Origin of the sequence: Neptuniibacter sp. 1_MG-2023 (assembly GCF_030547185.1) — a bacterium.
Classification (GTDB): Bacteria; Pseudomonadota; Gammaproteobacteria; order Pseudomonadales; family Balneatricaceae; genus Neptuniibacter.
Map to the genome: position 1 here is coordinate 450,935 of NZ_JAUOQR010000001.1, position 24,807 is coordinate 475,741.

The 24,807-nt window shown below is 42.6% G+C and carries 23 protein-coding genes; 7 read left to right on the forward strand and 16 right to left on the reverse strand.

Translation table 11 applies throughout. The features are described from left to right. Positions 1–199 precede the first annotated feature (199 nt). A complete protein-coding gene (gene rnt, locus Q4492_RS02095; RefSeq protein ID WP_067866445.1) occupies positions 200–826 on the forward strand; it encodes a ribonuclease T in 627 nt (208 codons plus the stop codon). An 83-nt stretch (positions 827–909) separates the two neighbouring features. Here rnt and Q4492_RS02100 read toward each other — a convergent pair whose 3' ends face one another. Both Q4492_RS02100 and grxD read right to left on the reverse strand, forming a co-directional pair. After that, a complete protein-coding gene (locus Q4492_RS02100; protein ID WP_303415590.1) occupies positions 910–1,512 on the reverse strand; it encodes a peroxiredoxin in 603 nt (200 codons plus the stop codon). Between the two features lie 91 nt (positions 1,513–1,603). Continuing rightward, a complete protein-coding gene (gene grxD / locus Q4492_RS02105; RefSeq protein ID WP_303415591.1) occupies positions 1,604–1,942 on the reverse strand; it encodes a Grx4 family monothiol glutaredoxin in 339 nt (112 codons plus the stop codon). Between the two features lie 283 nt (positions 1,943–2,225). Between grxD and Q4492_RS02110 the strand changes: the two genes are divergently transcribed. The 4 genes from Q4492_RS02110 (at position 2,226) to Q4492_RS02125 (ending at position 6,988) form a co-directional block, all read left to right on the forward strand. Then, complete coding sequence (locus tag Q4492_RS02110) at positions 2,226–3,461, forward strand: aspartate aminotransferase family protein (protein ID WP_303415592.1); 1,236 nt, start codon at positions 2,226–2,228, stop codon at positions 3,459–3,461. Continuing rightward, positions 3,461–4,366 carry an ornithine carbamoyltransferase gene (gene argF / locus Q4492_RS02115; protein ID WP_303415593.1) on the forward strand — a complete coding sequence of 302 codons (906 nt, stop codon included), beginning with the start codon at positions 3,461–3,463 and terminating at the stop codon, positions 4,364–4,366. The genes Q4492_RS02110 and argF overlap by 1 nt, the downstream gene beginning before the upstream one ends. 105 nt (positions 4,367–4,471) lie before the next feature. Continuing rightward, positions 4,472–5,386 (forward strand): LysR family transcriptional regulator, encoded by a 915-nt coding sequence (locus tag Q4492_RS02120; RefSeq protein WP_067982255.1) that lies wholly within the window; start codon positions 4,472–4,474, stop codon positions 5,384–5,386. A 246-nt stretch (positions 5,387–5,632) separates the two neighbouring features. Beyond that, positions 5,633–6,988, forward strand: coding sequence for a class II 3-deoxy-7-phosphoheptulonate synthase (locus Q4492_RS02125; RefSeq protein ID WP_303415594.1), 1,356 nt, complete (start codon positions 5,633–5,635; stop codon positions 6,986–6,988). A gap of 68 nt (positions 6,989–7,056) precedes the next feature. On the opposite strand, the gene Q4492_RS02130 is transcribed toward Q4492_RS02125, so the two are convergent. From Q4492_RS02130 to Q4492_RS02165, 8 genes are all read right to left on the reverse strand, one after another. Further along, on the reverse strand, positions 7,057–7,461 hold the full coding sequence (locus Q4492_RS02130) for a CBS domain-containing protein (protein WP_303415595.1): 405 nt from the start codon (positions 7,459–7,461) through the stop codon (positions 7,057–7,059). Then, entirely contained in the window at positions 7,458–7,808 is a 351-nt protein-coding gene (locus Q4492_RS02135) for a P-II family nitrogen regulator (RefSeq protein WP_067982263.1), read from the reverse strand. Before Q4492_RS02135 ends, Q4492_RS02130 begins: the two co-directional genes overlap by 4 nt. A gap of 20 nt (positions 7,809–7,828) precedes the next feature. Beyond that, positions 7,829–8,608 carry a DUF1538 domain-containing protein gene (locus Q4492_RS02140; RefSeq protein WP_067982266.1) on the reverse strand — a complete coding sequence of 260 codons (780 nt, stop codon included), beginning with the start codon at positions 8,606–8,608 and terminating at the stop codon, positions 7,829–7,831. Then, positions 8,608–9,309, reverse strand: a complete 702-nt coding sequence (locus Q4492_RS02145; RefSeq protein WP_303415596.1) for a DUF1538 domain-containing protein — start codon at positions 9,307–9,309, stop codon at positions 8,608–8,610. The genes Q4492_RS02140 and Q4492_RS02145 overlap by 1 nt, the downstream gene beginning before the upstream one ends. Positions 9,310–9,473: 164 nt before the next feature. Continuing rightward, entirely contained in the window at positions 9,474–10,676 is a 1,203-nt protein-coding gene (locus Q4492_RS02150) for a hypothetical protein (protein ID WP_303415597.1), read from the reverse strand. Between the two features lie 681 nt (positions 10,677–11,357). Beyond that, on the reverse strand, positions 11,358–12,632 hold the full coding sequence (locus Q4492_RS02155) for a lipopolysaccharide assembly protein LapB (RefSeq protein WP_303415598.1): 1,275 nt from the start codon (positions 12,630–12,632) through the stop codon (positions 11,358–11,360). A 151-nt stretch (positions 12,633–12,783) separates the two neighbouring features. Next, entirely contained in the window at positions 12,784–13,965 is a 1,182-nt protein-coding gene (locus Q4492_RS02160; protein WP_303415599.1) for a transferrin-binding protein-like solute binding protein, read from the reverse strand. Further along, positions 13,950–14,078 carry a hypothetical protein gene (locus tag Q4492_RS02165; protein WP_303415600.1) on the reverse strand — a complete coding sequence of 43 codons (129 nt, stop codon included), beginning with the start codon at positions 14,076–14,078 and terminating at the stop codon, positions 13,950–13,952. Before Q4492_RS02165 ends, Q4492_RS02160 begins: the two co-directional genes overlap by 16 nt. Positions 14,079–14,380: 302 nt before the next feature. On the opposite strand from Q4492_RS02165, the gene Q4492_RS02170 reads away from it, so the two are divergent. Both Q4492_RS02170 and Q4492_RS02175 read left to right on the forward strand, forming a co-directional pair. Then, on the forward strand, positions 14,381–15,013 hold the full coding sequence (locus tag Q4492_RS02170) for a transglutaminase-like cysteine peptidase (RefSeq protein ID WP_303415601.1): 633 nt from the start codon (positions 14,381–14,383) through the stop codon (positions 15,011–15,013). Positions 15,014–15,073: 60 nt separating this feature from the next. Next, on the forward strand, positions 15,074–17,101 hold the full coding sequence (locus Q4492_RS02175; protein ID WP_303415602.1) for an HD domain-containing phosphohydrolase: 2,028 nt from the start codon (positions 15,074–15,076) through the stop codon (positions 17,099–17,101). A gap of 17 nt (positions 17,102–17,118) precedes the next feature. Here Q4492_RS02175 and Q4492_RS02180 read toward each other — a convergent pair whose 3' ends face one another. The 6 genes from Q4492_RS02180 to Q4492_RS02205 form a co-directional block, all read right to left on the reverse strand. After that, positions 17,119–17,925, reverse strand: a complete 807-nt coding sequence (locus Q4492_RS02180; protein WP_303415603.1) for a hypothetical protein — start codon at positions 17,923–17,925, stop codon at positions 17,119–17,121. Positions 17,926–18,195: 270 nt separating this feature from the next. Then, positions 18,196–18,840: a hypothetical protein gene (locus tag Q4492_RS02185; RefSeq protein WP_303415604.1), complete on the reverse strand. Its 645-nt coding sequence runs from the start codon at positions 18,838–18,840 to the stop codon at positions 18,196–18,198. A gap of 18 nt (positions 18,841–18,858) precedes the next feature. Next, entirely contained in the window at positions 18,859–19,425 is a 567-nt protein-coding gene (gene dcd / locus Q4492_RS02190) for a dCTP deaminase (RefSeq protein ID WP_067866405.1), read from the reverse strand. 151 nt (positions 19,426–19,576) lie between these two features. Beyond that, complete coding sequence (locus Q4492_RS02195; RefSeq protein ID WP_067866407.1) at positions 19,577–19,756, reverse strand: hypothetical protein; 180 nt, start codon at positions 19,754–19,756, stop codon at positions 19,577–19,579. Between the two features lie 157 nt (positions 19,757–19,913). After that, on the reverse strand, positions 19,914–21,065 hold the full coding sequence (apbC, locus tag Q4492_RS02200) for an iron-sulfur cluster carrier protein ApbC (RefSeq protein ID WP_303415605.1): 1,152 nt from the start codon (positions 21,063–21,065) through the stop codon (positions 19,914–19,916). A gap of 115 nt (positions 21,066–21,180) precedes the next feature. Continuing rightward, a complete protein-coding gene (locus Q4492_RS02205) occupies positions 21,181–24,636 on the reverse strand; it encodes an acyl-[ACP]--phospholipid O-acyltransferase (RefSeq protein ID WP_303415606.1) in 3,456 nt (1,151 codons plus the stop codon). Positions 24,637–24,807 lie beyond the last annotated feature (171 nt).

A 24,807-nucleotide genomic window follows, 5' to 3' on the forward strand; every position in this document is an offset into this window, starting at 1 on the left:
TAAACGAACAAACACAGAATAAACCGCCTAGGAAATTCAATAAACACAACAATACCTACTTCTTTTCGGCCAAAACATCATTATCTTGAGGAGGTAATTGGAGTGACTTCAATTACACTGTTAGAATAACCTCTGATTAAACGGAAACCTCGCCAAGTAAGGGCAGCACTTGAATAACCTTCATGATACAAAACATCCCATGGCAAACCGCTTCCGCGGATTTCTACCTGTTGTTATAGACGTCGAGACAGCAGGTTTTAATGCCCGCACTGATGCGCTACTAGAAATTGCCGCTGTAACACTCACAATGGATGAAAATGGCTTTTTAATTATAGACCAAAGCTTTGAAGCTCAAGTTGATCCCTTTGAAGGCGCTAACATTGAGCAATCTGCACTTGATTTCACAGGCATAGACCCTTTTGATCCAAATCGGGAAGCAGTTCCCGAACGCGAAGCACTTGAAGAAATATTCAAAGCCGTTCGCAAATCGATCAAAGTTCATGACTGTAAACGTGCCGTATTAGTCGGTCATAACGCTTCTTTTGATCAAGGCTTTGTCAATGCCGCGTCTAATCGTGCCGATATCAAACGCAATCCATTCCATCCATTCTCTACATTCGACACAGCTACACTAGGCGGACTAGCCTTTGGTCAGACAGTATTAGCTAGAGCTTGCCAAGTTGCAGGGATAGATTTCGATGGAAAACAAGCCCATTCTGCACTTTATGACACAACCAAAACTGCCGAGCTTTTTTGCATTATTGTCAACCGCTGGAAAGAGCTAGGCGGGTGGGACATGGTCGATAACTATGATGATTACGAATAACCATCATCACGTATAAATAACCCCCTTTACTATCAAACACAAAAAAACCCGCAATAGCGGGTTTTTTTATAAAAGCGCTAAAATTAAAGCTTATCGCCTTCTTCGGAAAGATAAGAAGCAACACCTTCAGGGGATGCAACCATACCTTTATCACCTTGATTCCAGCCCGCTGGACAAACTTCACCATGCTCCTGATGGAACGCAAGCGCATCAACCATACGTAGCATTTCATCAACGTTACGGCCAAGTGGCAGATCGTTCACTACTTGGTGACGAACTAAACCATCTTCATCAATCAAGAAAGAACCACGGAAAGCTACACCACCTTCAGACTCAACATCAAAAGACTTACAAATGCTGTGAGTCATATCAGCAACCAATGTGTAGTTCACAGCACCGATACCGCCTTCGTTAACAGGCGTATTACGCCAAGCATTATGTGAGAAGTGAGAATCAATAGAAACACCAATCACTTCTACATTACGCTTTTTAAACTCTTCAATACGGTGATCGAAAGCCAATAGTTCAGAAGGACAAACAAAAGTAAAATCAAGTGGGTAGAAGAAAACTACCGCTTTTTTACCTTTTGTAGCTTCAGACAGTGTATAGGAATCAACAATCTCACCGTTACCTAATACAGCTGGTGCAGTGAAATCAGGTGCCTGCTTACCTACAAGTACGCCCATTGTAATAAATCTCCATTAAGTGATATCTAGCGTTAGGGATAATATGATAGAAGAGATGCACTTAAAATCAAGCACATCACCTCTTCAAAATTTATTCTGCATCTGTTGCTTCAGAATTTGCGACCGATTCTTTGATTAAGGTTTCAAGCTCACCGCTTTCCGCCATTTCACAAATAATATCGCAACCACCAATTAACTCACCTTTAATCCACAACTGTGGGAAGGTTGGCCAATTAGCATACTTTGGCAACTCTGCACGAATCTCTTGGTTTTCCAAAATATTGACAAAGGCAAAACGTTCACCACAAGCCATTACTGCTTCAGAAGCGCGAGATGAAAAGCCACACTGAGGGAAACGAGGCGTCCCTTTCATGTAAAGCAGAATATCATTACTCTCAAGCTGTTCTTTAATGGTATCTATTACACTCATTCGTACACCTATATTCTTTACTAATTCTGAAAACATTTCTCACGGATATTGTGGCGAACAATATACCATATATCCGACCATCTTACTCTGATAATGTACATTTGCATTTCTTAATTAGGTCGATAAATAATTTCTATCATTACCAACTACCGCAACCCCCTCTCTAAAAAAAATTACTGACTTTATTGATACAAGATCTTGCCAAAGCGATTAAAGCTGCCTATTATTCGTCCTTTAGATTGGCAGCCTTGGCTGCCTTTTTGCGTTGTAGGGAAATATAAACATGGCTGTAGAATCTATCATGACTACCTACAACCGGTTGTCCGTAGCGTTCGAGCGCGGAGAAGGCAGCTGGTTGTTTGATATAAACGGTAATAAATACCTGGATGCATTAAGCGGTATCGCTGTATGTGGCTTAGGCCATGCACACCCGGCTGTTACGCATGCCATATCAGAACAAGCAGGCAAGCTTCTTCATACATCAAATTTATATACCATTCCCAATCAGCAGCAATTGGCGGAACGCCTAACCCAGATTTCGGGCATGGAAAATGTTTTTTTCGGCAACTCTGGCGCCGAAGCCAACGAAGCTGCGATAAAAATTGCTCGCCGCTACGGCCACACAGTTCGAAACATTGATAATCCTGCCATTATCGTTATGGAAAACGCATTCCACGGCCGCACAATGGCTACATTAAGTGCTACAGGTAATCGTTCAGCCCAAGCAGGTTTCGAACCTCTCGTTAGCGGTTTTGTACGCGCACCTTACGATGATATTGACGCCATCAAAACAATCGCAACAAACAATCCAAATATCGTTGCGGTTTTAGTAGAGCCGATCCAAGGCGAATCAGGCATTCATATACCTGCAGATGATTATCTCAACCAAATTCGTACCATCTGCGACGAAAATAACTGGCTAATGATGCTCGACGAAGTACAAAGCGGTAATGGCCGCTCGGGTAAATATTTCGCCTACCAACACAATAATATTCTGCCGGACGTTGTCACTACAGCCAAAGGCTTAGGCAATGGCGTACCTATTGGCGCTTGTTTAGCACGCGGTGTAGCCGCTACTATTCTCTCTCCTGGTACTCATGGCTCAACATATGGTGGTAACCCGCTTGCATGTGCCGCTGCACTTGCTGTCGTGAACACTATTATGAATGAGAATTTATGTGACCGCGCAGAAAAATTAGGCAATAAAATTGCTGAGGGTTTCCGCAACGAAATCGGCACAGCCGAATACGTTAAGGAGATCCGCAACAAAGGTATGCTAATCGCGATAGAACTCACCGACGGTGGTAGCGAACTGGCAGTCTTAGCAAAAGTGAAAGGCATTCTATTGAACATTACTGGCGGCGGAAAAGTCGTAAGGATGCTCCCTCCTTTAACAATGACCGACAGCGAAGCTGAACTTTTGGTCAATACGCTTTCACAAATTATTAGGATTTATGCGGCTGATGAACGCAGCTCAGATGATCTCCCAGAAGCACCCAATGGCGACCGCAGAGTATAATGACTATTAGACACTTTTTAACACTAAATGATCTCAACTCAACCGAACTACGCCGATTGATTCGACGGGCAAGCGAACTTAAAGCCATTAGAAATCGCGGCGAAGTCTATGAGCCACTGAAAAGCAAAGTAATGTCGATGATCTTCGAAAAGTCATCGACTCGTACCCGTGTTTCTTTTGAAGCAGGTATGGCGCAATTTGGCGGCCACGCAATGTTTTTATCCCCACGGGATACACAGCTAGGCCGCGGTGAACCGATTAGCGATAGCGCTAAAGTGATATCTAGCATGGTTGATGTGGTAATGATTAGAACATTTAGCCACCAGCTGGTTGAGGACTTTGCCGCCAACTCATCTGTACCGGTTATTAACGCGCTTACCGATGAATACCATCCCTGCCAACTGCTTGCAGATATGCAAACTTACTTTGAACATCGGGGTGAAATTCAAGGAAAAACCGTCACGTGGATCGGTGATGGCAACAACATGTGCCACTCCTATATTAATGCGGCAAAACAGTTTGATTTCAAACTTAATATTGCCTGCCCAGAAGGGTTCGATCCAAATATGGAGCTGGTTGAGGAAAATAAAGAACGGGTATTTATTACACGCTCTCCTCAAGAAGCAGTTTCAGGCAGCGATCTGATCGTCACCGATGTATGGGCTTCCATGGGCCAAGAAGAGGAACAAAAGGAACGGGAGAAGAAATTCTCTGGTTTTCAAGTTTCTCCAGCGCTTATGGATCATGCAAATGAAGATGCTTTATTTATGCATTGCCTTCCAGCCCATCGCGGCGAAGAGATTAGTATAGATATGATGGATGATCCTCGTTCGGTTGTATTCGATGAAGCTGAGAATAGACTGCATGCGCAAAAAGCATTATTAGAGTTTCTACTTGTCAAATAAAGTAAGGTAACCACAGTAATTTTCTGGGTTACCTGCTCTTCTTGCTCCAACGTACTATACTGCGTATATTCCGATTATAGGATCACCCACTAGAGAGACGAGCAAATGGTTGAACTTCGACATCTAAAAACACTGTCCGCTTTACGCGACGCTGGTAGTCTTGTCGAAGCAGCAGAACGAGTTCACCTCACTCAATCAGCCCTATCACATCAGATTAAAGACTTAGAAGATCGTCTTAACTGCTCTCTTTTTATTCGTAAAACAAAACCTATTTGCTTTACCAGCGCAGGCCAACGTCTACTCACACTAGCCGATGAAATACTGCCCATGATTCGTAATACAGAACGCGATATTGCGCGCCTTGCAGGCGGCGAAGCAGGCCGACTTAATTTATGTATAGAATGCCATAGCTGCTTTGACTGGTTAATGCCAACCATTGATCATTTCCGTCAACATTGGCCTGAAATTGAGCTTGATCTATCAAGTGGTTTTAGTTTTCAACCGCTACCCGCCCTCGCACGCGGCGATTTAGATCTAGTTATCACATCAGATCCAGAGCCCCGTAATGGGATCACCTATATCCCGTTATTCACCTACGAGTCTCGATTGGCGATCAGCAAGCAACACCGATTAATGGCAAGACGCTTTATCCATCCGGAAGACCTCGCACAAGAAACGCTTATCACCTACCCGGTAGAGCACCAGCGGTTGGATATATTTAATCACTTTCTAGATGAAGCGGGTGTAGAGCCACAAACCATAAGAACCGCTGAGCTGACGATTATGATGCTACAGCTAGTGGCAAGCGGTCGCGGTGTAGCCGCCCTACCAAACTGGGCACTACATGAGTACATCCAACGGGAATACATAGCCTCCAAACCTCTAGGCGAAAAAGGCATATGGTGTACCCTTTATGCAGCGATTCGCGATGACCAAAAAGATGCAGAATTTATGGTCGACTTCCTTAATACAGCAAAAGATATCTCTTTCCGTAATTTAACGGGTATTAAGACCGCTTAATAAATGATATAAATAATTAATCAACATTTAACAAGATAAGTATTTAAACGTGAATCGTAGCAATATGAATGCAGCAGCCCTGCAATCAAACTACATTACCTGCCCTGCTTTTTTTCTATACTCCTATTTTATTTAGGTCTGTAGACTTCGTGCTATCTGCACAAAATTTACAGGCCGCCTCCGCTCCTCTATTTAAATAATCTTTATATTTTTAGCTTTAAACTAGAACACTCTAGGATTCAGAAAATGACCACACAAATATGGACACCGACTAGTTGGAGAGATAAACCTATTCTTCAACAGCCCGAATACACTGACCAAAAAGCATTAATGGATGCCGAAGCAACATTAAGCAAAATGCCGCCCTTGGTATTTGCCGGCGAAATAAACCAACTAAAGAAAGAGCTAGCTGAGGTTGCCCAAGGTAAAGCTTTTCTTCTCCAAGGTGGAGACTGCGCTGAGAGCTTTAACGAATTTAGCGCCGATAAGATCCGTGATACCTTCAAAGTCCTTATGCAGATGGCCATTGTCATGACCTTCTCGGCAAGCAGCCCTATAGTAAAAGTAGGTCGAATTGCAGGACAATACGCAAAACCTCGTTCCAGCGACATGGAAAGCAGCCAAGGCGTTGAATTACCCAGTTACCGTGGTGATATCATTAACGGTATTGAGTTTACGGAAAGCGCCCGACAGCCTGATCCTGAGCGTTTAGTAACCGCTTACCACCAGGCCGCATCGACGCTTAACCTGCTAAGAGCTTTTTCTAGTGGCGGCTTTGCCGATCTCCATCAAGTACATGCATGGAACCAAAGCTTTATTAGTAACAGCCCGCTGGCAGATAAATATCAAAATCTAGCGGATCAAATTGATCAATCTATTCGTTTTATGGAAGCTTGTGGTATCAATTCATCCAACACACCCCAGCTCCATGAAACGGCACTTTATACCTCTCACGAAGCACTGCTACTGAGTTATGAGCAAGCTTTAACTAGAACCGACAGCCTATCAGGTGACTGGTATGACTGCTCAGCACATATGCTTTGGATTGGCGACAGAACACGTCAACCCGATCACGCCCATGTGGAGTTTTTACGAGGCGTCAAAAATCCCATTGGTATTAAAGTAGGGCCAAGTACAAAAGTTGACGACTTAGAGCAGCTGTTAAATATTTTGAATCCGGAAAACGAAGCAGGACGTATTACACTAATTACTCGAATGGGAGCCGATAAAATCACTGAGCACCTGCCTAGACTTGTTCGCGCTGTCAAACAGAGCGGTCATCAAGTGATATGGAGTTCAGATCCTATGCATGGCAATACGATCAAAGCCTCCAGTGGTTATAAAACACGTAGTGTTGACGCCATCCTTAAAGAGGTCAAAGGATTCTTCGAAGTACACCGAGCGGAAGGCACCCATGCGGGCGGCGTTCATTTCGAAATGACAGGGCAAAATGTAACAGAATGCATAGGTGGCGCTTACATGATTAGCGAACAAGGCCTAGCCGATCGCTACCACACTCATTGCGATCCCCGTCTTAATGGAGAACAAGCTTTAGAACTTGCTTATCTAATTGCCGACACACTAAAAGCCGCACGACGGTAAGCAGCCCATTACTCTAAATTAAAAAGCCTGCTCATGCAGGCTTTTCTATGTAAAACAATCTACTGTATTTAAACGCCCAACACACCCTTTAAAACAATACCGCTATAACTCACAACACCTAAGACCTTACCATCCTTAATAACAGGCGCATGCGCCAAACCAAAGTTCTCAAACAAACGTGAGCAATAGCGAATATCCATTTCGGGATCCACGGAAACGACCGGCTTAGCCATTACTTCATAGACGTTGACCCGCTCCGGTGCACGATCTTTAGCTACAACGTTCTTGGCCACATCAGCTAAAAGTAACAGTCCATATTCATCATCAGGGTTTCGCTTATTAATGATAAGCACTTCAGAATTTTGTTGCTGAAATACAATCAAAGCATCCTGCACAGTAATTAAACCATCAATGATAGCAAACTCATCCGTCATTACATCGCGGACACGGACTACTTTCTTTTCTACTTTCATAGCTCATCCTCAACGATATTCGATAGCTCTTTCACTTGATGAGCAATCCCTACTGCATCCTCTATATCAACTTGTATCGCTATTCCACGACCAGGATGCTCTTCAAACTCCGCAACGTTAGAAATTGTTTCTAGAATCTTCCGACTTAAATGCTCTTCAACAATAAAGAGCACAACATCACGCTGAGATACAAGCGTTAATCCTAAAAACGTTTTAGGCTGATTTACACCTTCTCCGCGAGCATTATTAATGACAGTAGCGCCTGTAGCACCCGCTTCGCGCGCAGCTTCCATGACCGCCTCAGTTTTTGAATCTTCTACAAAAACCACTAATAACTTGAAATGCATAACCGCCCCTTCGACTACTATTAGTCCGTTATCTTGCTACGTTTAGTACGTAATTCTGCAATTTGCGCATATGCCATAACCGTTATTATCGGAAACAAACTAGCAAATGCAATCAAGCCAAAACCATCTATTAAAGCGCTACGTCCCGGTACAGTTTCAGCTAACCCTAAGCCTAATGCTGCAACTAAAGGAACCGTGACCGTTGATGTTGTAACCCCACCAGAATCATATGCCAACGGCACGATCATTTTAGGGGCAAAAAATGTTTGAATAACAACAATGATATAACCAGCAATAATAAACCAGTAAATCGGGTACCCTGTAACTATCCGCCAAGCACCTAAAGAGATCCCTATAGCAACCCCTATAGCAACCGCAATCCGAAGTCCCCAAACACCTATAGAGCCCCCCGAAACCTCATTCGCCTTCATAGCTACAGCAATAAGAGAGGGTTCGGCGATTGTTGTGCTGGCACCTATAGCAAAGGCAAAGATATACACCCAAAAATAATCATACCAACGAAGGCCCATATCGGAAGGGCCACTCCAAGCACGAATAAAATCAGGATCTGTTAACTGCTCAGCCATTAAACGGCCAATAGGGAACAACGCTTTTTCTAGTCCTAACAAAAATAGTGCAAGGCCAAGCACTACATAAACAAAACCAACTAACACCTTTCGAAGGTTGGCTATACGCCGTCTGATCACACCAAACTGAAAACCAAAAAGAATAACCACAATAGGTATTACATCTTTTATGGTAGCAAGTGTAATATCAGCAAATTGCTCCCAAAATCCCATTACATCAACATTCCATAGGCCATTACAAAAATCATAGGAGAAAGTGAAGCGAAGGCAATCAACCCAAAGCCATCAATCATCGGATTACGCCCCTTAATAGAAGAAGCCAACCCAACCCCCAGAGCCGTCACTAAAGGCACTGTAATAGTCGAGGTGGTGACGCCACCCGAATCATACGCTATTCCAATTATTTCTTTAGGCGCAAAAAAAGTCATAATAACCACTAAAAGATAACCACCAATAATAATATATTGAATTGGCCACCCTTTAAGAATACGAAGCACCCCCAAAACAATTGCAAAGCCAACAGAAAAAGCAACGGTGTACCTAAGGCCGGACGCATATTCAAGTTGAGCTTGAGGCTCCATAGCGATCATACCACCAGCTGCAGCCACCTGAGCCGCTTCAGCCGCGACCGCAATTAATGCTGGCTCGGCTACAGTCGTTCCCACACCTAGAGCAAACGCAAAAAGTAATAACCAAAAAAGACTTCCTTTTCTCGCAAACTCATACGCCATACTCCCACCAATGGGAAACAACCCCATTTCTAAGCCATAAATAAAAAAAGTAAGGCCGGCAACGACACACAAAAAGCCAACAAGAAGGTTAAAAAAATCAGGAATCGGCTGCTGTAAAACAACAAGCTGAAAAAACGCAATGACAAGTACAATCGGCGCCAAGTCACGCAAACTCCCCAGCATTGATCGACCTAATGCAAACACGCCCGCTTTCAATACAGTCCGCTCTCTATCGGTAAAGAAATAAGTTATAACAGAAAGATGAGCGTTTTAGTCCACCCCGACAAAAAAAATACAGAAAAAAGCCAAGGCATTAGCCTTGGCTTTTTTACTAAACAAAGAAGAGTTTACTCAGGAACAGCAGGGGAAGTAATCGCGTCATTAACACCCGCAAACAGTGTCTCATGCTGTAAGTCAGTGTATTCATTTGTAGACTTAACAATATCAACCATACCGACTACAGATTGAGCATTACCACCAAACACTGCACCATTAACCGTACCTGTTACGGCTCCATCCACTGCACTCAAGTTACCTGAATTCGCCATAAAGTTAATACCATCAACCGTACCATTAGTAACAGCAAAAGCAACCTGACCTACAACATTAGTAGCTGTTGTACGAACAAAGCCATCACCTTGAACATCGCCATTATTCCAAGCACCATTCCATGTATTATTGCCAAAATCAATGGATGCCGCGAACGTACCTCCACCCATTGTAATACCGCTATAAGAGGCAATCACACCATTAGAACCAATATAATCATTTAACTGATCCAGAGAGGTTGTAATACCCGCCCAAACAGCGCCATTAGCAGTATCAAAACCAGATGAAGATAGAGTACTGCTAGACCAAGTACCCTCTGCAACACCTAATAAAGGAAAGAAGTTAGAGAAAAACACGTCAGAATAGCTATTACCTTCCAGTTTAGCTAAGCCACCCCAGCCATAACCGAACGTACCTGTAGCCTCATCAACCACTAGCTCATAGCCTTCATTGCCTTGCACATCAAAAGAACCAGCAATACGAGGAAACAACACTCTTTGCAAAAGAGGACGATCTGCATCTGCTTCATAAATATCGGCTGTAAAAGTACCTACATCACCAACAGCAAATCTTGGCGGTACTGGAAGCCTACTTTGTTCACCTTGAGACGTAGGGGCCGAATTTTGAGAATAGCTAGACTCTCGAATAGTAACAAACCCACAGACTGCACCAGCTTCGCATAGCGCAATATCTACTGGATCTACTGGATCTACTGGATCTACTGGATCTACTGGATCTACTGGATCTACTGGTACATTAAATCCAGGTTCATTTTGCCCATTACGACCAGTCTCACCTTGACCTACACCAGCAAACGCTAATCCTAAGGCCGCTGTATTAATTTCACCACCTGCCGCAGTTGCAAAATTTTGCGCCCACTGGCCCCAAGATCTTACAGAATCCTCTTCTTCATCAGAAGAACCTGTATTAGCTGAAACCGACAACGCTGAAGTTAAAAGAATTGAAGCTATTGATACAGAAACTAGATTTCGCTTAAACATCATTATATCCCTTATCTTAATGAGCGACCCAGCTCCTAGTGTTTAAACACAGGCGGGTAATGAATACGTTATATGTTCATATTTTATACATATAAACCATGTTTGTAATTGTACCAAGGTACAGGTAACTTTTTTATCGATACATTTATAAAAGAATAAAAGAAGTACCCACCAAAATAGCCTTTTTCAAACATGCCCCTTTAGCGGATATAACACCACCACAATAAACAGCAACGACTCCATTAGGGGCTATAACTTAAATTTTCTCCGGTCGAGCCTACAATTCCACTACCAAGTATTTAGCAGCGCCTTACAAAATTCAAACATTAACGCCCCGTATTCATAATATAGTCGCTGATAAAAAATCAGCTACACTTTCCCTTCAACAAAGACGATGAATGAATCTAAAACGACTAATTAGAGCAATAAAACAGTTCCACTCAACCTATATAAATTGTAGTTGAATAACGTCTATTTACCAGTCGTTGATTACCTAAAGATAAGAATATCTATATTACTACTTTTACCACCACTAGCCTGAAAGACGTCCTACTAACAAAATATTGAACGCTATATCAAAGCTCATCGCTATAGCAATGGAATTCCCTAAACAGCCCCACACCTTAAAATGAAAAAGGCCTCTAAAAAGAGGCCCTTATTCTTAGATACTGTATTTAGAAATTAGAACTTTTTAGCCAAATTAATTGATAGCTGATTACGATCATACTGATATAGTTCAACATTAGAATCAGCCTCTACTCTCATCCATACAGCAGACAACTCTAATTCGTTAGCGAAGGTGTGTTTACCACCGATAATCAACTGAATCTGCTCATCATCCCTAACTTTACCCACACCGGTCACAATACCTTTAAAATCAGACTCATTATAAGATACTCGGCTGAATAAGCTCGTCATAGGCTGAACCTGCCAATTCACACCAGCAAACACTTCCCAACCATTGTTAGAAAATTCAGCTTCGTTAGCATCATTTTCAAAACTTTCAATCCCAGCCTGAACACCAACCGTATTATTTCTATACCCTTTACCTAGCGCTATCCCAACAGAGTAGTAATCAGAGTCACGACCTTGATCGCTAGCTTCCTGGAAATTACGATCCGTAAATTCAGCATCAAGCGTCAATTCTGTACTGCTATCAAACGACCATGTCATCGACGGCTGAAGGCCAAGATAATTAGCAAGATCATTTCCTCCCAAACGAATATGATCTACCTGCAGCGCAACATTGCCTCGCCATTTTTTATTGGTAATAACCGCAGGTCCTGTACGCAATGACAACACATCTAAATCAAAATCATCTTCAGTATCATAACCACGATGATAAACAGATGCCCCACTCTGCCAAAACAACATACCGGTACTCTGCCCTAAACGGAACGTTTTACCTGTGCGATAACTATGATCATAACTACCACTAACCACTAAAGCATTATCACTAACTGGCGAACCACCTGTAATAGTAAATGGCGTCCCATTAACATTAACAACTGAGCTCGAAGGGCCTACATTTACATTGCTATCAAACAACACACCCGCTGACAAATTAAACTTATGGTCATGCTGTGGATTTAACTGTTCTTCATCTCTTTTCAACTGAGCTAAGAATGCCAATATAGATACGCGCACGCTCGCAGGGGTTTGCGGATCATCTAAAACCTCTTGCGCTTGCTCTTCAGCTTCTCGATACTGCAATGTCTGCATATAAGCCACAGCCAATTCCAAACGAGCACGATGTAATGATGGCTGGTTACTAAGAATAGTTTGAAATGATTCTATAGCACTATAAGGAGCACCTTTTTCACGCTCCTCCATTCCCTGTTTGAAAAACTGCTCTGGATCAAACTGCTCTGCCGTGTTGTTTTCTGCCACGACAGAACTCGCCATCATTGACAATACAACACCAGACAGCACAGAAATCCCGCTGTAATTCCTCATCTTCAAACTCCCCTTCCTTAATATGCACGCTATTTGTTAATAGGCTAGCGTTATTAACTGCGAGTATAACTACTGAGTATATTTCACACAACAAAAAAGGCACTTTAATAAAGTGCCTTTTAGTCGAACAATTCAATATAATACTTTTTCACTAAATACCTTTCTCTTTAGGTATTTGAAGGTTTGCACTAAAGGTTGTTACATAAACAGCATCAGTATAACCCGCTATATTTTCAGAAACGACGCTAGGCTGAGTGACAGTTTGTGTTTTCACAATATCAGCAACACCACCGATTTCACCTGCATTGTCGCCAAAAAAGCTAGCATTCACATTCCCAGAGACTGTGCCATCCAAGGCACTTAATGCATTAGAATCCGCATTTAAATTAACACCATTTATTGTACCGCCATCTATGTTAAAACCAACCTGCCCCACGATAGTAGTGCCATTTTCACTGGCATACGCCATAACCTGTCCATCTTGCCCTCCATTAAAAGAGCCGCCCCAAGTTTGATTGGAGAAATTAACACTCAGCTGCACACCTGCTCCCCAAGCACTATGCCCTCTATACTCAGCGACCAGATTACTACTAAGTTCAGAAAAACTATTCATAGCATCCAGCTCAGCCTGTAGAGCAGTCAAGTCATCCAGTGTAGATGTAATACCAAACACAAAACTACCCAAATAAGTCTGAGTACCTCCACCTTCTTGACCACCGGCGCTAGAAAACCAGAGCCCATGGGACAAATTACTACCTTCCAAACCACCTAAATGCCCATAATCCAGCCGCATATATGGAGCAAAGCGTCCCTGACAATTACCTAAGCACCTGATAGATGTATCGGTTAGTCCATCTAATCTTAAATTATCATCATCGTAACCATAATGAGCGACCATAGAACCTAGCCACATACGCTCATCAAGTGGCAAAGATGATAGATCAACGTACCGACTATCACCGCTATTCGATGCAACAGTAAATCCTAGCGCATCGTAACGCCCTATTCTTTGCTCACTGTCGGTATAACCTTCCATTGAAAAACCCGCCACAACAGGTGTCAAACTGGATACACCTCGCCGAACAAAGAAACCACTGGAACGATAGCCTTGTTCTGGGGCCCTTACATTATCTTCAGAACCAGACATAAGCAGATAGTAAGTCGCGTAACCACAAGGCATTCCAGGCTGACAACCATTCACTAATGGATCATCTCCCCCGGGACCTGCTATTTCTGGATCAAAAAACACATATTCAGGCCCTGCACCACCTGCTAGAAGCAAAGGATTTACAGCTATCTCAGGCCCTGCAGCTGTTGTTACCGGATAGCCCAAGGCCCCCACTCATGAACAGAGTCTTGTTCCTCTCCTTGCTGCTGATCTGAAAAAGCAGAAGACGCAACAACAGAAGAGACCAACGCTGCTAAAGCAATTCTTTTGAAGTCCATGACACACCTCCTTAAAGCGCTGTAACATCCAGCCCCTTAATCTATATCTATCTTTTTCTCTTAACTAAAGAGTAGCTCTTAACCGCAAAAAAGGTATCAAAAATGGCCCAAAACAAATTGTATTTTTTTCATCTTATTAGTACATTTCAAGACTATCTGTACAGATCATAAAGAACACAACCCAAACGATATTCGCATCCTCACTTATTGGCCACTTCACAAAGTTTAAAATATGAACAGTGGAATTTTTGGCCTAGTTAGATATGCTTACACAATCTGCATATATATTGAGATCGCTGTTGATGAGAGCGTCCTATTCACTCCTAATAATTGGAGTCATTTTATTAATCCCCTTAACATGGTCATCCCCGACCTATGCAGGCCTTTTTGGTTCACAAGAACTACCGCAGCGCTCATTAAGTGAGTTGCCCGATTGGCTCAGCTATATGGAACGACACTTAAGAGAAGATACACCAGAACAGATATGCAGAGAATCAGGCTTATGTAATTTAAAGCCTTGGTATAATTTTCTTAATAGCATCAAAGGACTTCCAAAAAGGCAGCAACTCGAACGGGTAAATCAATATGCAAACCGCCAACCTTATATTCAAGATATTGATAATTACGGAAAAGAGGATTACTGGGCAGTGGTAAGAGAGTTTCTATCTCGTAGTGGCGATTGCGAAGATTACTCGTTAACTAAATTTTTCTCCTTACGACTATTAGGCTTTAGCAACGACGAGCTACGCATAGTGGTATTACAAGATACCAACTTACGCATTGGCCACGCGGTGTTAGCGGTAAAATATGGTGGTGATGAATTAATTCTAGACAATCAAAGTCGACAAGTTATTTCCCATCGAAGCATCAAACATTACACCCCTCTTTATACAGTTAATGAAAAACGCTGGTGGCTACATATGCCGGTTTATTAAGATTACTGCTAGTATCTAGCTAGCATAAAATAATTTACTCACACACTTTGGATTATCAGCATGAAACGTATTTTAACCACTGGCGTTATCAGCCTCACACTTATCTTTATGATATGTATGCTGTTAATCAACCGTTTCACTGAGAATCAACAAACCCAGAGTGTCCAGCACTGGCAAACAACCTTATCGGCGCTCGCTGATAATCAAAGCTTAAGCGTAACAAGGTGGATGTTTTCTACAGAAGCCCCTCTTAAAGAGATTGCAGATAACAATTCCGTTCGGTTATACCTTCAACGATTAACAGGTAAAACATCAGCCGAACAAGAGAAAACGGCACAAATTGATTACCTTAGAAACCTTATTATCGCAGCCGCTAACCGTGAAGGTTATACTGATAAAATGAGAAGTAGTGTAAACGCCAATCTTCGGATTATCGCAAATAGCTCCCTTGCCCTGTACGACGCTAATTTAAAACCCATTGCTGCTACCCCGGGCTTAGCCCCTATTAATAACGAAATTCACGACACTATTAAATCCGATTTATCAGCGGGAGTAGTCTCTGCCACCCGCATATGGATGAATGAAAACCAAACAAGTCAAATCGCCTTTGTTAGCGCTATCACTGGGCTGCCGCAATTTGGCGCTGAAGGAAAGATCATTGGTTATTTAGTCGGGATAAAAAATGCTGAAAAAGAACTCTACAGCTTGCTCCGTAATTATAGTGTCGAGCTACAATCCCTAGAATCTGCACTACTACAACAAAAAGACGAAGGCTTAGTTTACGCAAGCCCTCTACGCCAAGATAAAAGCTCAGCATTGACAAAAGTCATTCCGATGAATGGACAAAGTGCAGCAGCGCTTGCCTTCAATGCGCCAGGACAATTCATTCAGGCGAAAGATTATCGAGGCATAGATGTATTAGCTGTTAGCCGGAATATTGCCAGCACAAACCTTAAACTCATTATTAAAGTAGACCGTAACGATGCCCTAGGGCAAAGCGCAGAGGAACAAGCAAACCTACAAATGATGTTAGTGCTTGGCACACTCGCGCTGTTAGCAATGCTAGTCGCTGCAGGTTGGTACGGACACCTTTTGAAGGAGCAGAAGTCAAACGAAGAGTTGCGAACCACCGCTCTAGCCTTAAAAGAAAAAACAAGCCTGCTTGATGCGATTAATAACAATGTGACCGATATGGTCATGATTGTTGATAATGATATTAACCTTGTATTTATCAACCATGCACTAGCCAGTAAAGTTTCAATTAACCCTGACGATAGTGAAGGCAAAAACCTAAACTCCGTACTAGGGAGCCATTACGCTGAACAACTGTCCCCTTTGATAGAAGAATGTTTTGAAAGTCAAAAAGATGGATCTTATAAAAGATCATTAGAACTCCAAGGAACCCTCAGTACTTTTGTAATTAGCTTAGTGCCTATGCTCTACGGTGACACAGCATCGGTAATGCTCCACTTCCACGATATTACTTTAATTGAAGAGCATCAAAAGCGACAAACTCAGCTACTTCGTCAGATCATGCAATCGTTGATGAACGCGATTGACCTACATGACCCTTATTCAGCCAACCATTCGCAAAAAACCGCCAAAATAGCACTTGCGGTTGCTGACGCTATGGCGCTTGAGGAAAATGACCGAGCCTCTCTTGAAATTGCAGCAAACCTTTGTAATTTAGGGAAACTATCTATCCCCCAGAGCCTGTTAACAAAAACAGAGCCTTTAACAGATCAAGAGAGAGAAGTTGTCCAAAATGAGGTCCAACATACTCGTGAAATACTACAAAATATTGAATTTGACGGGCCGGTATTAGAAACAATACTCCAGAAACATGAATACTTAGACGGCTCTGGCTCTAACGGAATATCTGGTGATGAACTCTTACTCAACTCGCGAATACTTACAACAGTAAACGATTTTGTCGCTATGATTAGTCCTAGAGCCTATAGAGAGAGCTTACCAGTAGAAACGGCATTAGCGATCATTCTCAAAGATGCAGGTAAGCGTTATGATCGCCAAGTTGTTGCATCTCTATTCCATGTAGCGGAAAACAAAATCGATTTCGATATACTATAAAGCTGTCTACTAAGTTCTTAATGGATAGTCGGTGGGGCTTTAGGTGCATCAGGCACAATAATATGACCACTACTATCCAGCACTAGCACACCCTGCTCTACGCCTAACTCAAGCATATGCTGGAGCAACATCTGGGTTAAGTGGGCACTAATAATCAAACCTGCTGGAGGATCACCATCAAACAGATCTTCATCCATCATATCTTCAGGCCTTAAACCAAGCAGCATTGGATTCTCGGCAACAAGCGGGGAGATATCTTCTGGTGCAAACACTGAATAACTAGATGATATATCAAGCGCCCGCTGATAAGGATCGAGGTCACGCGTACTTTGCTGCAATGAGTCTAGATATTCGGACTCTGCGGCAGAAAATATCTGAGACAGCTTACTCGCCCCTCCCATACTAATATTACGCTTTGCCGTTTCTGACTGGCTGTAATCAATATTAATCGGATACTGACTATCCTTTAGCAACTCTTCATCATCAACTAAAATATGCCCTTTATCATCAGTTTCCAGCCATTCACGATCTACAGCAACAGCTAATAAGCCCTCTAAAGCAGCCGCCAAAATATTGCTACAAACAATAATTCCAACGGAGGGATTTTCGCTCGCCTGTTTATTCATAATAAAATCACCAGCACGAGCTGCGAGAAGTGTTGGATCCTGCTCTATAATTTCAGCTAAAAAGTCTGCATCAAGAAAGAGCCGCTCATGACATAAACGCTCAGCAGTTAAATAAGGCTCATTACAAGCAGTAGCCTGCATACGCGATATATACTCAATACGAACCTCTTCGAGTAAAGCTGTTAGCAATCCGCTCATATAACGCCTAATTCCAAGAAAATGATAAAAATTTAACTTAAAAAGCTAAGATTAATAAAACAATGGTCGATTGTTACTTAGGAAGCAACTAAAAAAGACAAGGAAGGGAAACAAATGCGTACTTTATTCAAAGCGGGCGAAAAACAAACTGAAGATGAAGAAGGCAGTGTTTATATTCTCTCAGACAACTGAGAAACTAAGACGCAGAAGCTCATTACTAATGATCAAACTGCGTCAGCACTTCACATTTATCGTTGGTCTCGAAATAGATTAATGTAACGTAATCCCTATAGGAGATGCACCTTGTTTAACTTCGTCAAAATAATCACGTAAATCAACCAACTTAGTTAAACCATAATCTTCAGGCGATTTAGGTATTTCAAACCAATCCAGCGCCCACACACGAGTCATCAGCTCATACTCACCAATCAATGCATCTAGATAGATCATAACCGCTTCTACCCTAGGATCCATGTCCAAAACTTTTGGCGCATTTTCCAAATAGATCTCTAAGTGCATGCGATTATTTACAACATTTACACGACACCAAAAATCATGAATTTCGCAGAACTCATCGCCAATATTCACCGATAATGGAATAGGGTCGTAGCGATTATTAAAGGCCTTAAATTCTATTCCGGTCAATTCTGGCGCTGCGCCTATGACACTTAACACAGAATGGATTGATTCAGGAAAGCCATCACAACCAAAAACCATCTCTAAAGCCCCCTCTTCATCCTCATCGCTCTGAAAATGAAACGTCAGGTTGCTATCAATCTTTTGTAATTGCTCACGGTATTGCTTTAGTAACGGCTCCGCCTCAAAACGATCATCACTTCTACTCGATAGAAGTTGCTCAATGGTTTCTTGGAGCTGGTCCCAAAATAAACTAATTTTTTCGTGCTTTAAAATCATTTATAGATACAGTCAAAGTTAAGTACGAGGAACCACAACACCAGTCTGACCCTGATACTTACCATCGCGATCTTTATATGAGGTTTCACAAACCTCACTTCCCTGAAGAAACAGCATTTGAGCAACCCCTTCGTTGGCATAAATTTTTGCAGGTAGCGGGGTGGTATTAGAAAACTCTAACGTTACATGGCCTTCCCACTCAGGCTCCAATGGCGTGACATTAACAATAATACCGCAACGGGCATAAGTGCTTTTGCCTAAACAGATGGTTAATACATCGCGAGGGATTTTGAAATACTCAACAGTTCGCGCTAACGCGAATGAGTTTGGCGGGATAATACAAACATCCGATTGAACATCGACAAAACTACCGTCATCAAAATCTTTAGGATCGACAATGGATGAGTTGATGTTGGTGAAAATTTTAAACTCATTCGCACAACGTACATCATAGCCGTAACTAGATGTTCCATAAGAGACGATACGTGATCCATTAACCTCACGAACCTGACCCGGTTCAAAAGGTGAAATCATATCCTTCTCTTCCGCCATACGACGAATCCAACGATCAGCTTTAATGCCCATATTGGCCTATCCAGTAGTTAATAATTTTCTAGCCGCATATTGTACCTTTTTTAATAGAGATGAACAAAGATCAATCACACGAGCCACATATAAAAAACGACCCTCTAGGGGTCGTTTATTTTATTTATTAACAATATCTAATTAAATAAAATTAATTTAGCAGGTTAGCCGTCTTTTCATATTGATCAGCAAGCCAGAACTCTGCCGCTGTATTGCCTTCATCTCTCAAGCTATCAGCTTGTTTTCGAAGCTCTCTCGCCATATCACTACGGGAAGGTGCTGAAGGCTTTACCTGTATCTCTCTAATATCTGCTGTCTCTCTATAATCCATAACAACATCCCTCATTTATTTTTATATGATCCGTCTAATCGTCGAACTATCAGTGTAGACAATATTTTAAAGACTAACAAAATAACTGGTTATTTTTTGATCTCAATCAAGCCATAAACATTCAAAAAAACGCCGATCTTAACCTGCAGAACAGACATTAATCGTCAGAAACAACAATGGTAGGCACGGCAACATGGCTAGTATTTTTTGTAGCCAACCTTACTGCTAACTTACGAGCAACCTCCCGATAGATTAGCGCATATTCCCCTTCAGGATCAGCGGCTACGGTAGGTGTTCCTGAATCAACTTGCTGACGAATAGATAAGGCTAATGGTAATTGACCTAAGAGTTCCGTATCGTAGAGCTCTGCAATCTCTTTCCCACCGCCATCGCCAAAGATCGCTTCAGTATGGCCACAGTTGCTGCATATATGAGTACTCATATTTTCAATGACCCCGAGTACATCAATATCGACTTTACGGAACATCTCTATCCCTTTTTTCGCATCCAGCAAAGCAATATCCTGCGGCGTTGTTACGATAACCGCCCCCGCAACCGGTACCTTTTGCGATAACGTCAACTGAATATCACCGGTGCCAGGTGGCATATCAATAAACAGGTAATCAAGATCATGCCAGCGTGTTTGCGTTAACAACTGCTGTAACGCACCTGCCGCCATTGGGCCTCGCCATACCATCGCCGTATTATCTTCGATTAGATAACTCATCGACATCGACTGTAAGCCATGCGCTTCAATAGGGTTAAAATGCTTCTCATCATGTTGAGAAGGGCGAACTCCCTCGTCTACACCGAGCATCATGCCTTGGCTTGGGCCATAAATATCAGCATCAAGAACACCTACTTTTGCACCCTCAGCAGCCATCGCCAGCGCTAAGTTAACCGCCGTGGTCGATTTACCAACACCCCCTTTACCTGAAGCGATAGCAATAACATTCTTAACACCTGACATCGAAGGAAGCTGGTTTTGCCCTTGATTGGAGGCAATCTGATGACTCAAGATCACCTCACATTCAGACACCTCATCCAAGGCCAACATTTTTTCACTGATGCGTTGTTTAAAAGTTGCTGCAACACCTTCACTTGGATAAACAAACTCAATGGCAATAACTAATTTACCAGAGGTTAGAGACACTTCTTTAACATGGTGCGCAGTAATAAGATCCGTCCCCATCAACGGATCATCGATTTCCGCTAATAAGTCAGTGACTTTAGATTCAATATTTGACACGGTTCTCTCCGCTTTCTGAGCTTTAGAATGTCGGTTAAAAAACTGTTTAAAAAAACTCATTATGACCTTCTAATTATATAGACTCACAGTATAACCCATAATAACCAAGTAGATTACTAGGAATTATATAAAACTAAGCAATACCTACTAAAACGAAGTATGTTCGCCGCTTTGTTTATGCGGGGCGAGCCATAGCCTCCGCCATCTCTCGGGCCGCACTAAAGTTTGTTTTACCACTGCCTAAAACAGGGACGGCCTCAACATTATAGACATCTGACGGTATCATCATCGGCGCCATTCCACCTTTCACTAAACGGTCCCGCACATCATCAACATCGATCTCTTCGATGAGAAGAATCACCTTCTCACCCTTTTTCAAGTCAGGCAGATTCACCGCGACCAAAGGCTGTTCTGTCAGCTCTAATATACGACGCACCTCGCCCTCTATCGCAGTAAGACTCACCATCTCCCCACCCAACTTAGCGAAACGACTATAGCGATCGACAATAGTTAAGAATCCATCTTCATCTAAATGGCCTTTATCGCCACTTTTATACCAACGAATTCCATCCATCTCGACAACCACTTCGGCTGTTTTTTCTGGATTATTTAAATAGCCCTGCATGATTTGAGTACCCCCAATCAAAATCAACCCATCTTCACCTATAGGGAGTTCATCTAAGGTTTCCGGGTCCACTATACGGAAAGTCGAGCCGGGTAAGGCCATACCAACCGTACCGGGTTTGTTTCCCACCTGTACTGTCCACCAGTCTGTATCTAAAGCATCAGGTAAATTAGTACTTGCGACAGGAGTGGTTTCTGTAGAGCCATAACCTTCGACAACAGGTACATGGTATTTTTTCTCGAATCCCTCTCGTACAGCAGAATCAAGTTTCTCTGCACCGGCCACTACAGCTCGAAGCGACTGGAACATAAGTGGGTGAACCCGCTTATTCCGTGTATATAAACGCAAAAAGGTGGAGGTGGCACACATCAATGTTGCTTTATAACGTGCTACACCTTTACCTATTTTAGGCGCATCAGTTGGATCGGGATGGCAAACAACCGGCATTCCCTCAATCAATGGCATAAAACAAGTTACCGTTAGGCCAAACGCATGAAATAAAGGCAAAGTAGCCATAATACAATCATCTTCACGTACATTGAGAACATCAGCCGTTTGACGAAGATTTCCCATGATATTCCGATGACTTAACATCACACCCTTAGGCGCCCCCTCACTACCGGAAGAAAATAGTATGGCCGCTGTTTGATCCACATGTGCTTTATGACACAACCAAAATTGTAACCATGAAGTCGGCATCAGCGATACTAACCCTAAAGTTAGTAGTCCTTCAGTTTTACTGATCTGTTCTTTAATATCTTCCATATACAACAGATCTCGTCCCTCAAATAACTCAGATAGATCGGCGCCACGTGCTTTCAGCTTAATCACAAACCGACGCGAGGTAACAATAGTCTTTACATCCGCTTGCTCTAGCGCGGATTTCAGAGAGTTTACAGGTGCAGTAAAGTTCATATTCACTACGGTTTTTCCTGCCATTAACGCAGCCATATTAGCGATAGCACCAGCACTCGACGTTGGCACCAACAAACCAATATTATTCCCTTCTGTTCGTACCATTCTTTTTCTAAACAAAGCCGTGGCAGTTAATAACTTCCGGTGACTCAGCGGCCCACCATCCACATCGGCTATCGCATAACCACCATCGGCATTTTTCATGCTACGAACAAAGGCACTTGGAAGTGTTTCAAGGGTTTCTGTATATTGCTCCCAGGTGCGAATGGATAACTCAAACACCTTTTGCTTAACCTCAGCAGCACAACTATCAATCGACATTGGCTGACCATAAGCGACTATGACATCTCGTTTAGAACCGTTACGGCGGATGGTTTTCATTTTATCGGTCGAGCGGGAGAAGCGACTTCCCCACAATCCACGCATATAGAAAGGTACAATGACGCCGTCCGCACCCTCACAGGCTTTCTCGAAACCGCGTCTAAACTCACCTAGCTGTCCTATATGGCTGATCGCGCCTTCAGGGAACAAGCACACGACTTCGCCACTACTAATTAACTCACGTACCTGTTCAAGCGCTTGGCGGCTTTTACCCTGAGAGATAGGGATTACTTTAAATAGATCTAAGAACCAACGGAGGTACCAGCGCTCATATATACTGCGCTCCATGACAAAATGAATATGGCGAGGACAGGCCATCTGGATCATTGCCCAATCTAACCAGCTAATATGATTACCTAATAGCAACGTCCCTTTACCCGCTTCAGGTAAGTTTTCAAAACCTAGTACCTGAAGATTATATTTCCGGCGAAACAAAAGCATTACTAAGACTTTGATAAATGCCTGAGGCAAGGTGACAATCGCATAGATAGCTCCCCCAACCCCCAACGCGGCCAGTAACCAAAGCAACCAGAGTCCATCAATACTGTTCCACGCAAATAGCACCGTTAGAGACAAGAAACTCAGCATCATAAGGTTCTGAATAAAATTACTACCCGCCAATACCCGTCCAGTTTCAGTTTCACCTGCATGAAACTGTACTAATGCATTTAATGGCACACACATTAATGCGCCAAATAGGCCAATCGAAAAGAAGACAACCGCCTGCATAAGCATAGAATCAAGCTGAGGCAAAAGAATCAGCCCACCCGCAACACCCACAGCCCCAACAGGAATTAAACCGACATTGATATAGTGTTTAGAAAACCGCCCAGCCAAGATAGAGCCCAGCATTATCCCTATACCTGCAAACGCCATGATGCCTTGAATCACGAAGGTATTATGTTGATCCATATGTTCTTCGGCAAACGCAGGAAAGACGGCCAGCATCACCTGACTAATTGACCAAAAAATAGATAGTCCAATAATCGACAACCAGATAGGACGTTTGCTTTTAAGTAAGCCAAGGTTGCGTTTTAAAGCTCGACCCGTTAGATAAGCCTTAGTATCAAAAACCGCTTTCTTATCGGTTTTCTGTAGTTCAGGCAGCTGATACGCTAAATAGAGTTCAACAACCGCACCAGCAACTAAAAGCCAACCTAGGGGTGCGCATGACATTAAACTCTCTTCCGGTGAAAGCTGTACCGCGCCATCCAAACTCAATTCAAATAGTAGTGAGAAAACAACAATACCACTTAAAATGGCGACCATAGTCACCGCCTGAACCCAGCTATTACCTTCGCTCAGGTTATTCGCGCCGACTAATTCTTTTATATATCCGTATTTAGCGGGCGAGTAAAAAGCACTTTGCAGCGCAAGTACAAAAGTCAGCCCAAAAGCAGGGATAAAAAGCCCTAAGTAGTAACAGGTTGTGATTAACAAAGTAATAACAACGCCGCCCCACGCAGATAGCTGCATCACCTTATTTTTAGGGTACTTATCAGCTAAGAATCCCGACGGGGTAAAAAGCAAAATAAAGGGAAGTAAGATCAAACCATTAACCACGGCGGTCAACAGTATCTGTAAATCACCGTCATAGGCCTTAAAGAGCGTATTTTGAATAATTATTTTATGACCAAGGTCGACAAAGGCATTAATAAATGCGACGCATATAAATGCAAAAAATCCGTTTAACTTTAATAGCTCTTTCATGGGATGCTCCAGCCTATTCCAAACTCATGCTACGGTGCTTACCATACTTAGATCAAGGAATTACGACAGTTTTATGGGAATAAAGAACCACTTATGACTTGAGAATCATATGAACGGCTCCCGCTGTAGAGAACTATATAAAAAGCCGGCTAAAAACCGGCTTTTAATTGG

Coding starts and splice junctions, on each gene's coding strand:
- Q4492_RS02175 (WP_303415602.1), top strand. CDS start 15,074: ATGAAACGTATTTTAACCACTGGCGTTATCAGCCTCACACTTATCTTT.
- Q4492_RS02145 (WP_303415596.1), bottom strand. CDS start 9,309: ATGCTGGGGAGTTTGCGTGACTTGGCGCCGATTGTACTTGTCATTGCG.
- Q4492_RS02185 (WP_303415604.1), bottom strand. CDS start 18,840: ATGATTTTAAAGCACGAAAAAATTAGTTTATTTTGGGACCAGCTCCAA.
- Q4492_RS02170 (WP_303415601.1), top strand. CDS start 14,381: ATGAGAGCGTCCTATTCACTCCTAATAATTGGAGTCATTTTATTAATC.
- apbC (WP_303415605.1), bottom strand. CDS start 21,065: ATGAGTTTTTTTAAACAGTTTTTTAACCGACATTCTAAAGCTCAGAAA.
- grxD (WP_303415591.1), bottom strand. CDS start 1,942: ATGAGTGTAATAGATACCATTAAAGAACAGCTTGAGAGTAATGATATT.
- argF (WP_303415593.1), top strand. CDS start 3,461: ATGACTATTAGACACTTTTTAACACTAAATGATCTCAACTCAACCGAA.
- Q4492_RS02165 (WP_303415600.1), bottom strand. CDS start 14,078: ATGGACTTCAAAAGAATTGCTTTAGCAGCGTTGGTCTCTTCTGTTGTT.
- Q4492_RS02110 (WP_303415592.1), top strand. CDS start 2,226: ATGGCTGTAGAATCTATCATGACTACCTACAACCGGTTGTCCGTAGCG.
- dcd (WP_067866405.1), bottom strand. CDS start 19,425: ATGGGCATTAAAGCTGATCGTTGGATTCGTCGTATGGCGGAAGAGAAG.
- Q4492_RS02135 (WP_067982263.1), bottom strand. CDS start 7,808: ATGCATTTCAAGTTATTAGTGGTTTTTGTAGAAGATTCAAAAACTGAG.
- Q4492_RS02140 (WP_067982266.1), bottom strand. CDS start 8,608: ATGGGATTTTGGGAGCAATTTGCTGATATTACACTTGCTACCATAAAA.
- Q4492_RS02120 (WP_067982255.1), top strand. CDS start 4,472: ATGGTTGAACTTCGACATCTAAAAACACTGTCCGCTTTACGCGACGCT.
- Q4492_RS02150 (WP_303415597.1), bottom strand. CDS start 10,676: ATGTTTAAGCGAAATCTAGTTTCTGTATCAATAGCTTCAATTCTTTTA.
- Q4492_RS02180 (WP_303415603.1), bottom strand. CDS start 17,925: ATGAGCGGATTGCTAACAGCTTTACTCGAAGAGGTTCGTATTGAGTAT.
- Q4492_RS02100 (WP_303415590.1), bottom strand. CDS start 1,512: ATGGGCGTACTTGTAGGTAAGCAGGCACCTGATTTCACTGCACCAGCT.
- Q4492_RS02195 (WP_067866407.1), bottom strand. CDS start 19,756: ATGGATTATAGAGAGACAGCAGATATTAGAGAGATACAGGTAAAGCCT.
- rnt (WP_067866445.1), top strand. CDS start 200: ATGGCAAACCGCTTCCGCGGATTTCTACCTGTTGTTATAGACGTCGAG.
- Q4492_RS02155 (WP_303415598.1), bottom strand. CDS start 12,632: ATGAGGAATTACAGCGGGATTTCTGTGCTGTCTGGTGTTGTATTGTCA.
- Q4492_RS02125 (WP_303415594.1), top strand. CDS start 5,633: ATGACCACACAAATATGGACACCGACTAGTTGGAGAGATAAACCTATT.
- Q4492_RS02130 (WP_303415595.1), bottom strand. CDS start 7,461: ATGAAAGTAGAAAAGAAAGTAGTCCGTGTCCGCGATGTAATGACGGAT.
- Q4492_RS02205 (WP_303415606.1), bottom strand. CDS start 24,636: ATGAAAGAGCTATTAAAGTTAAACGGATTTTTTGCATTTATATGCGTC.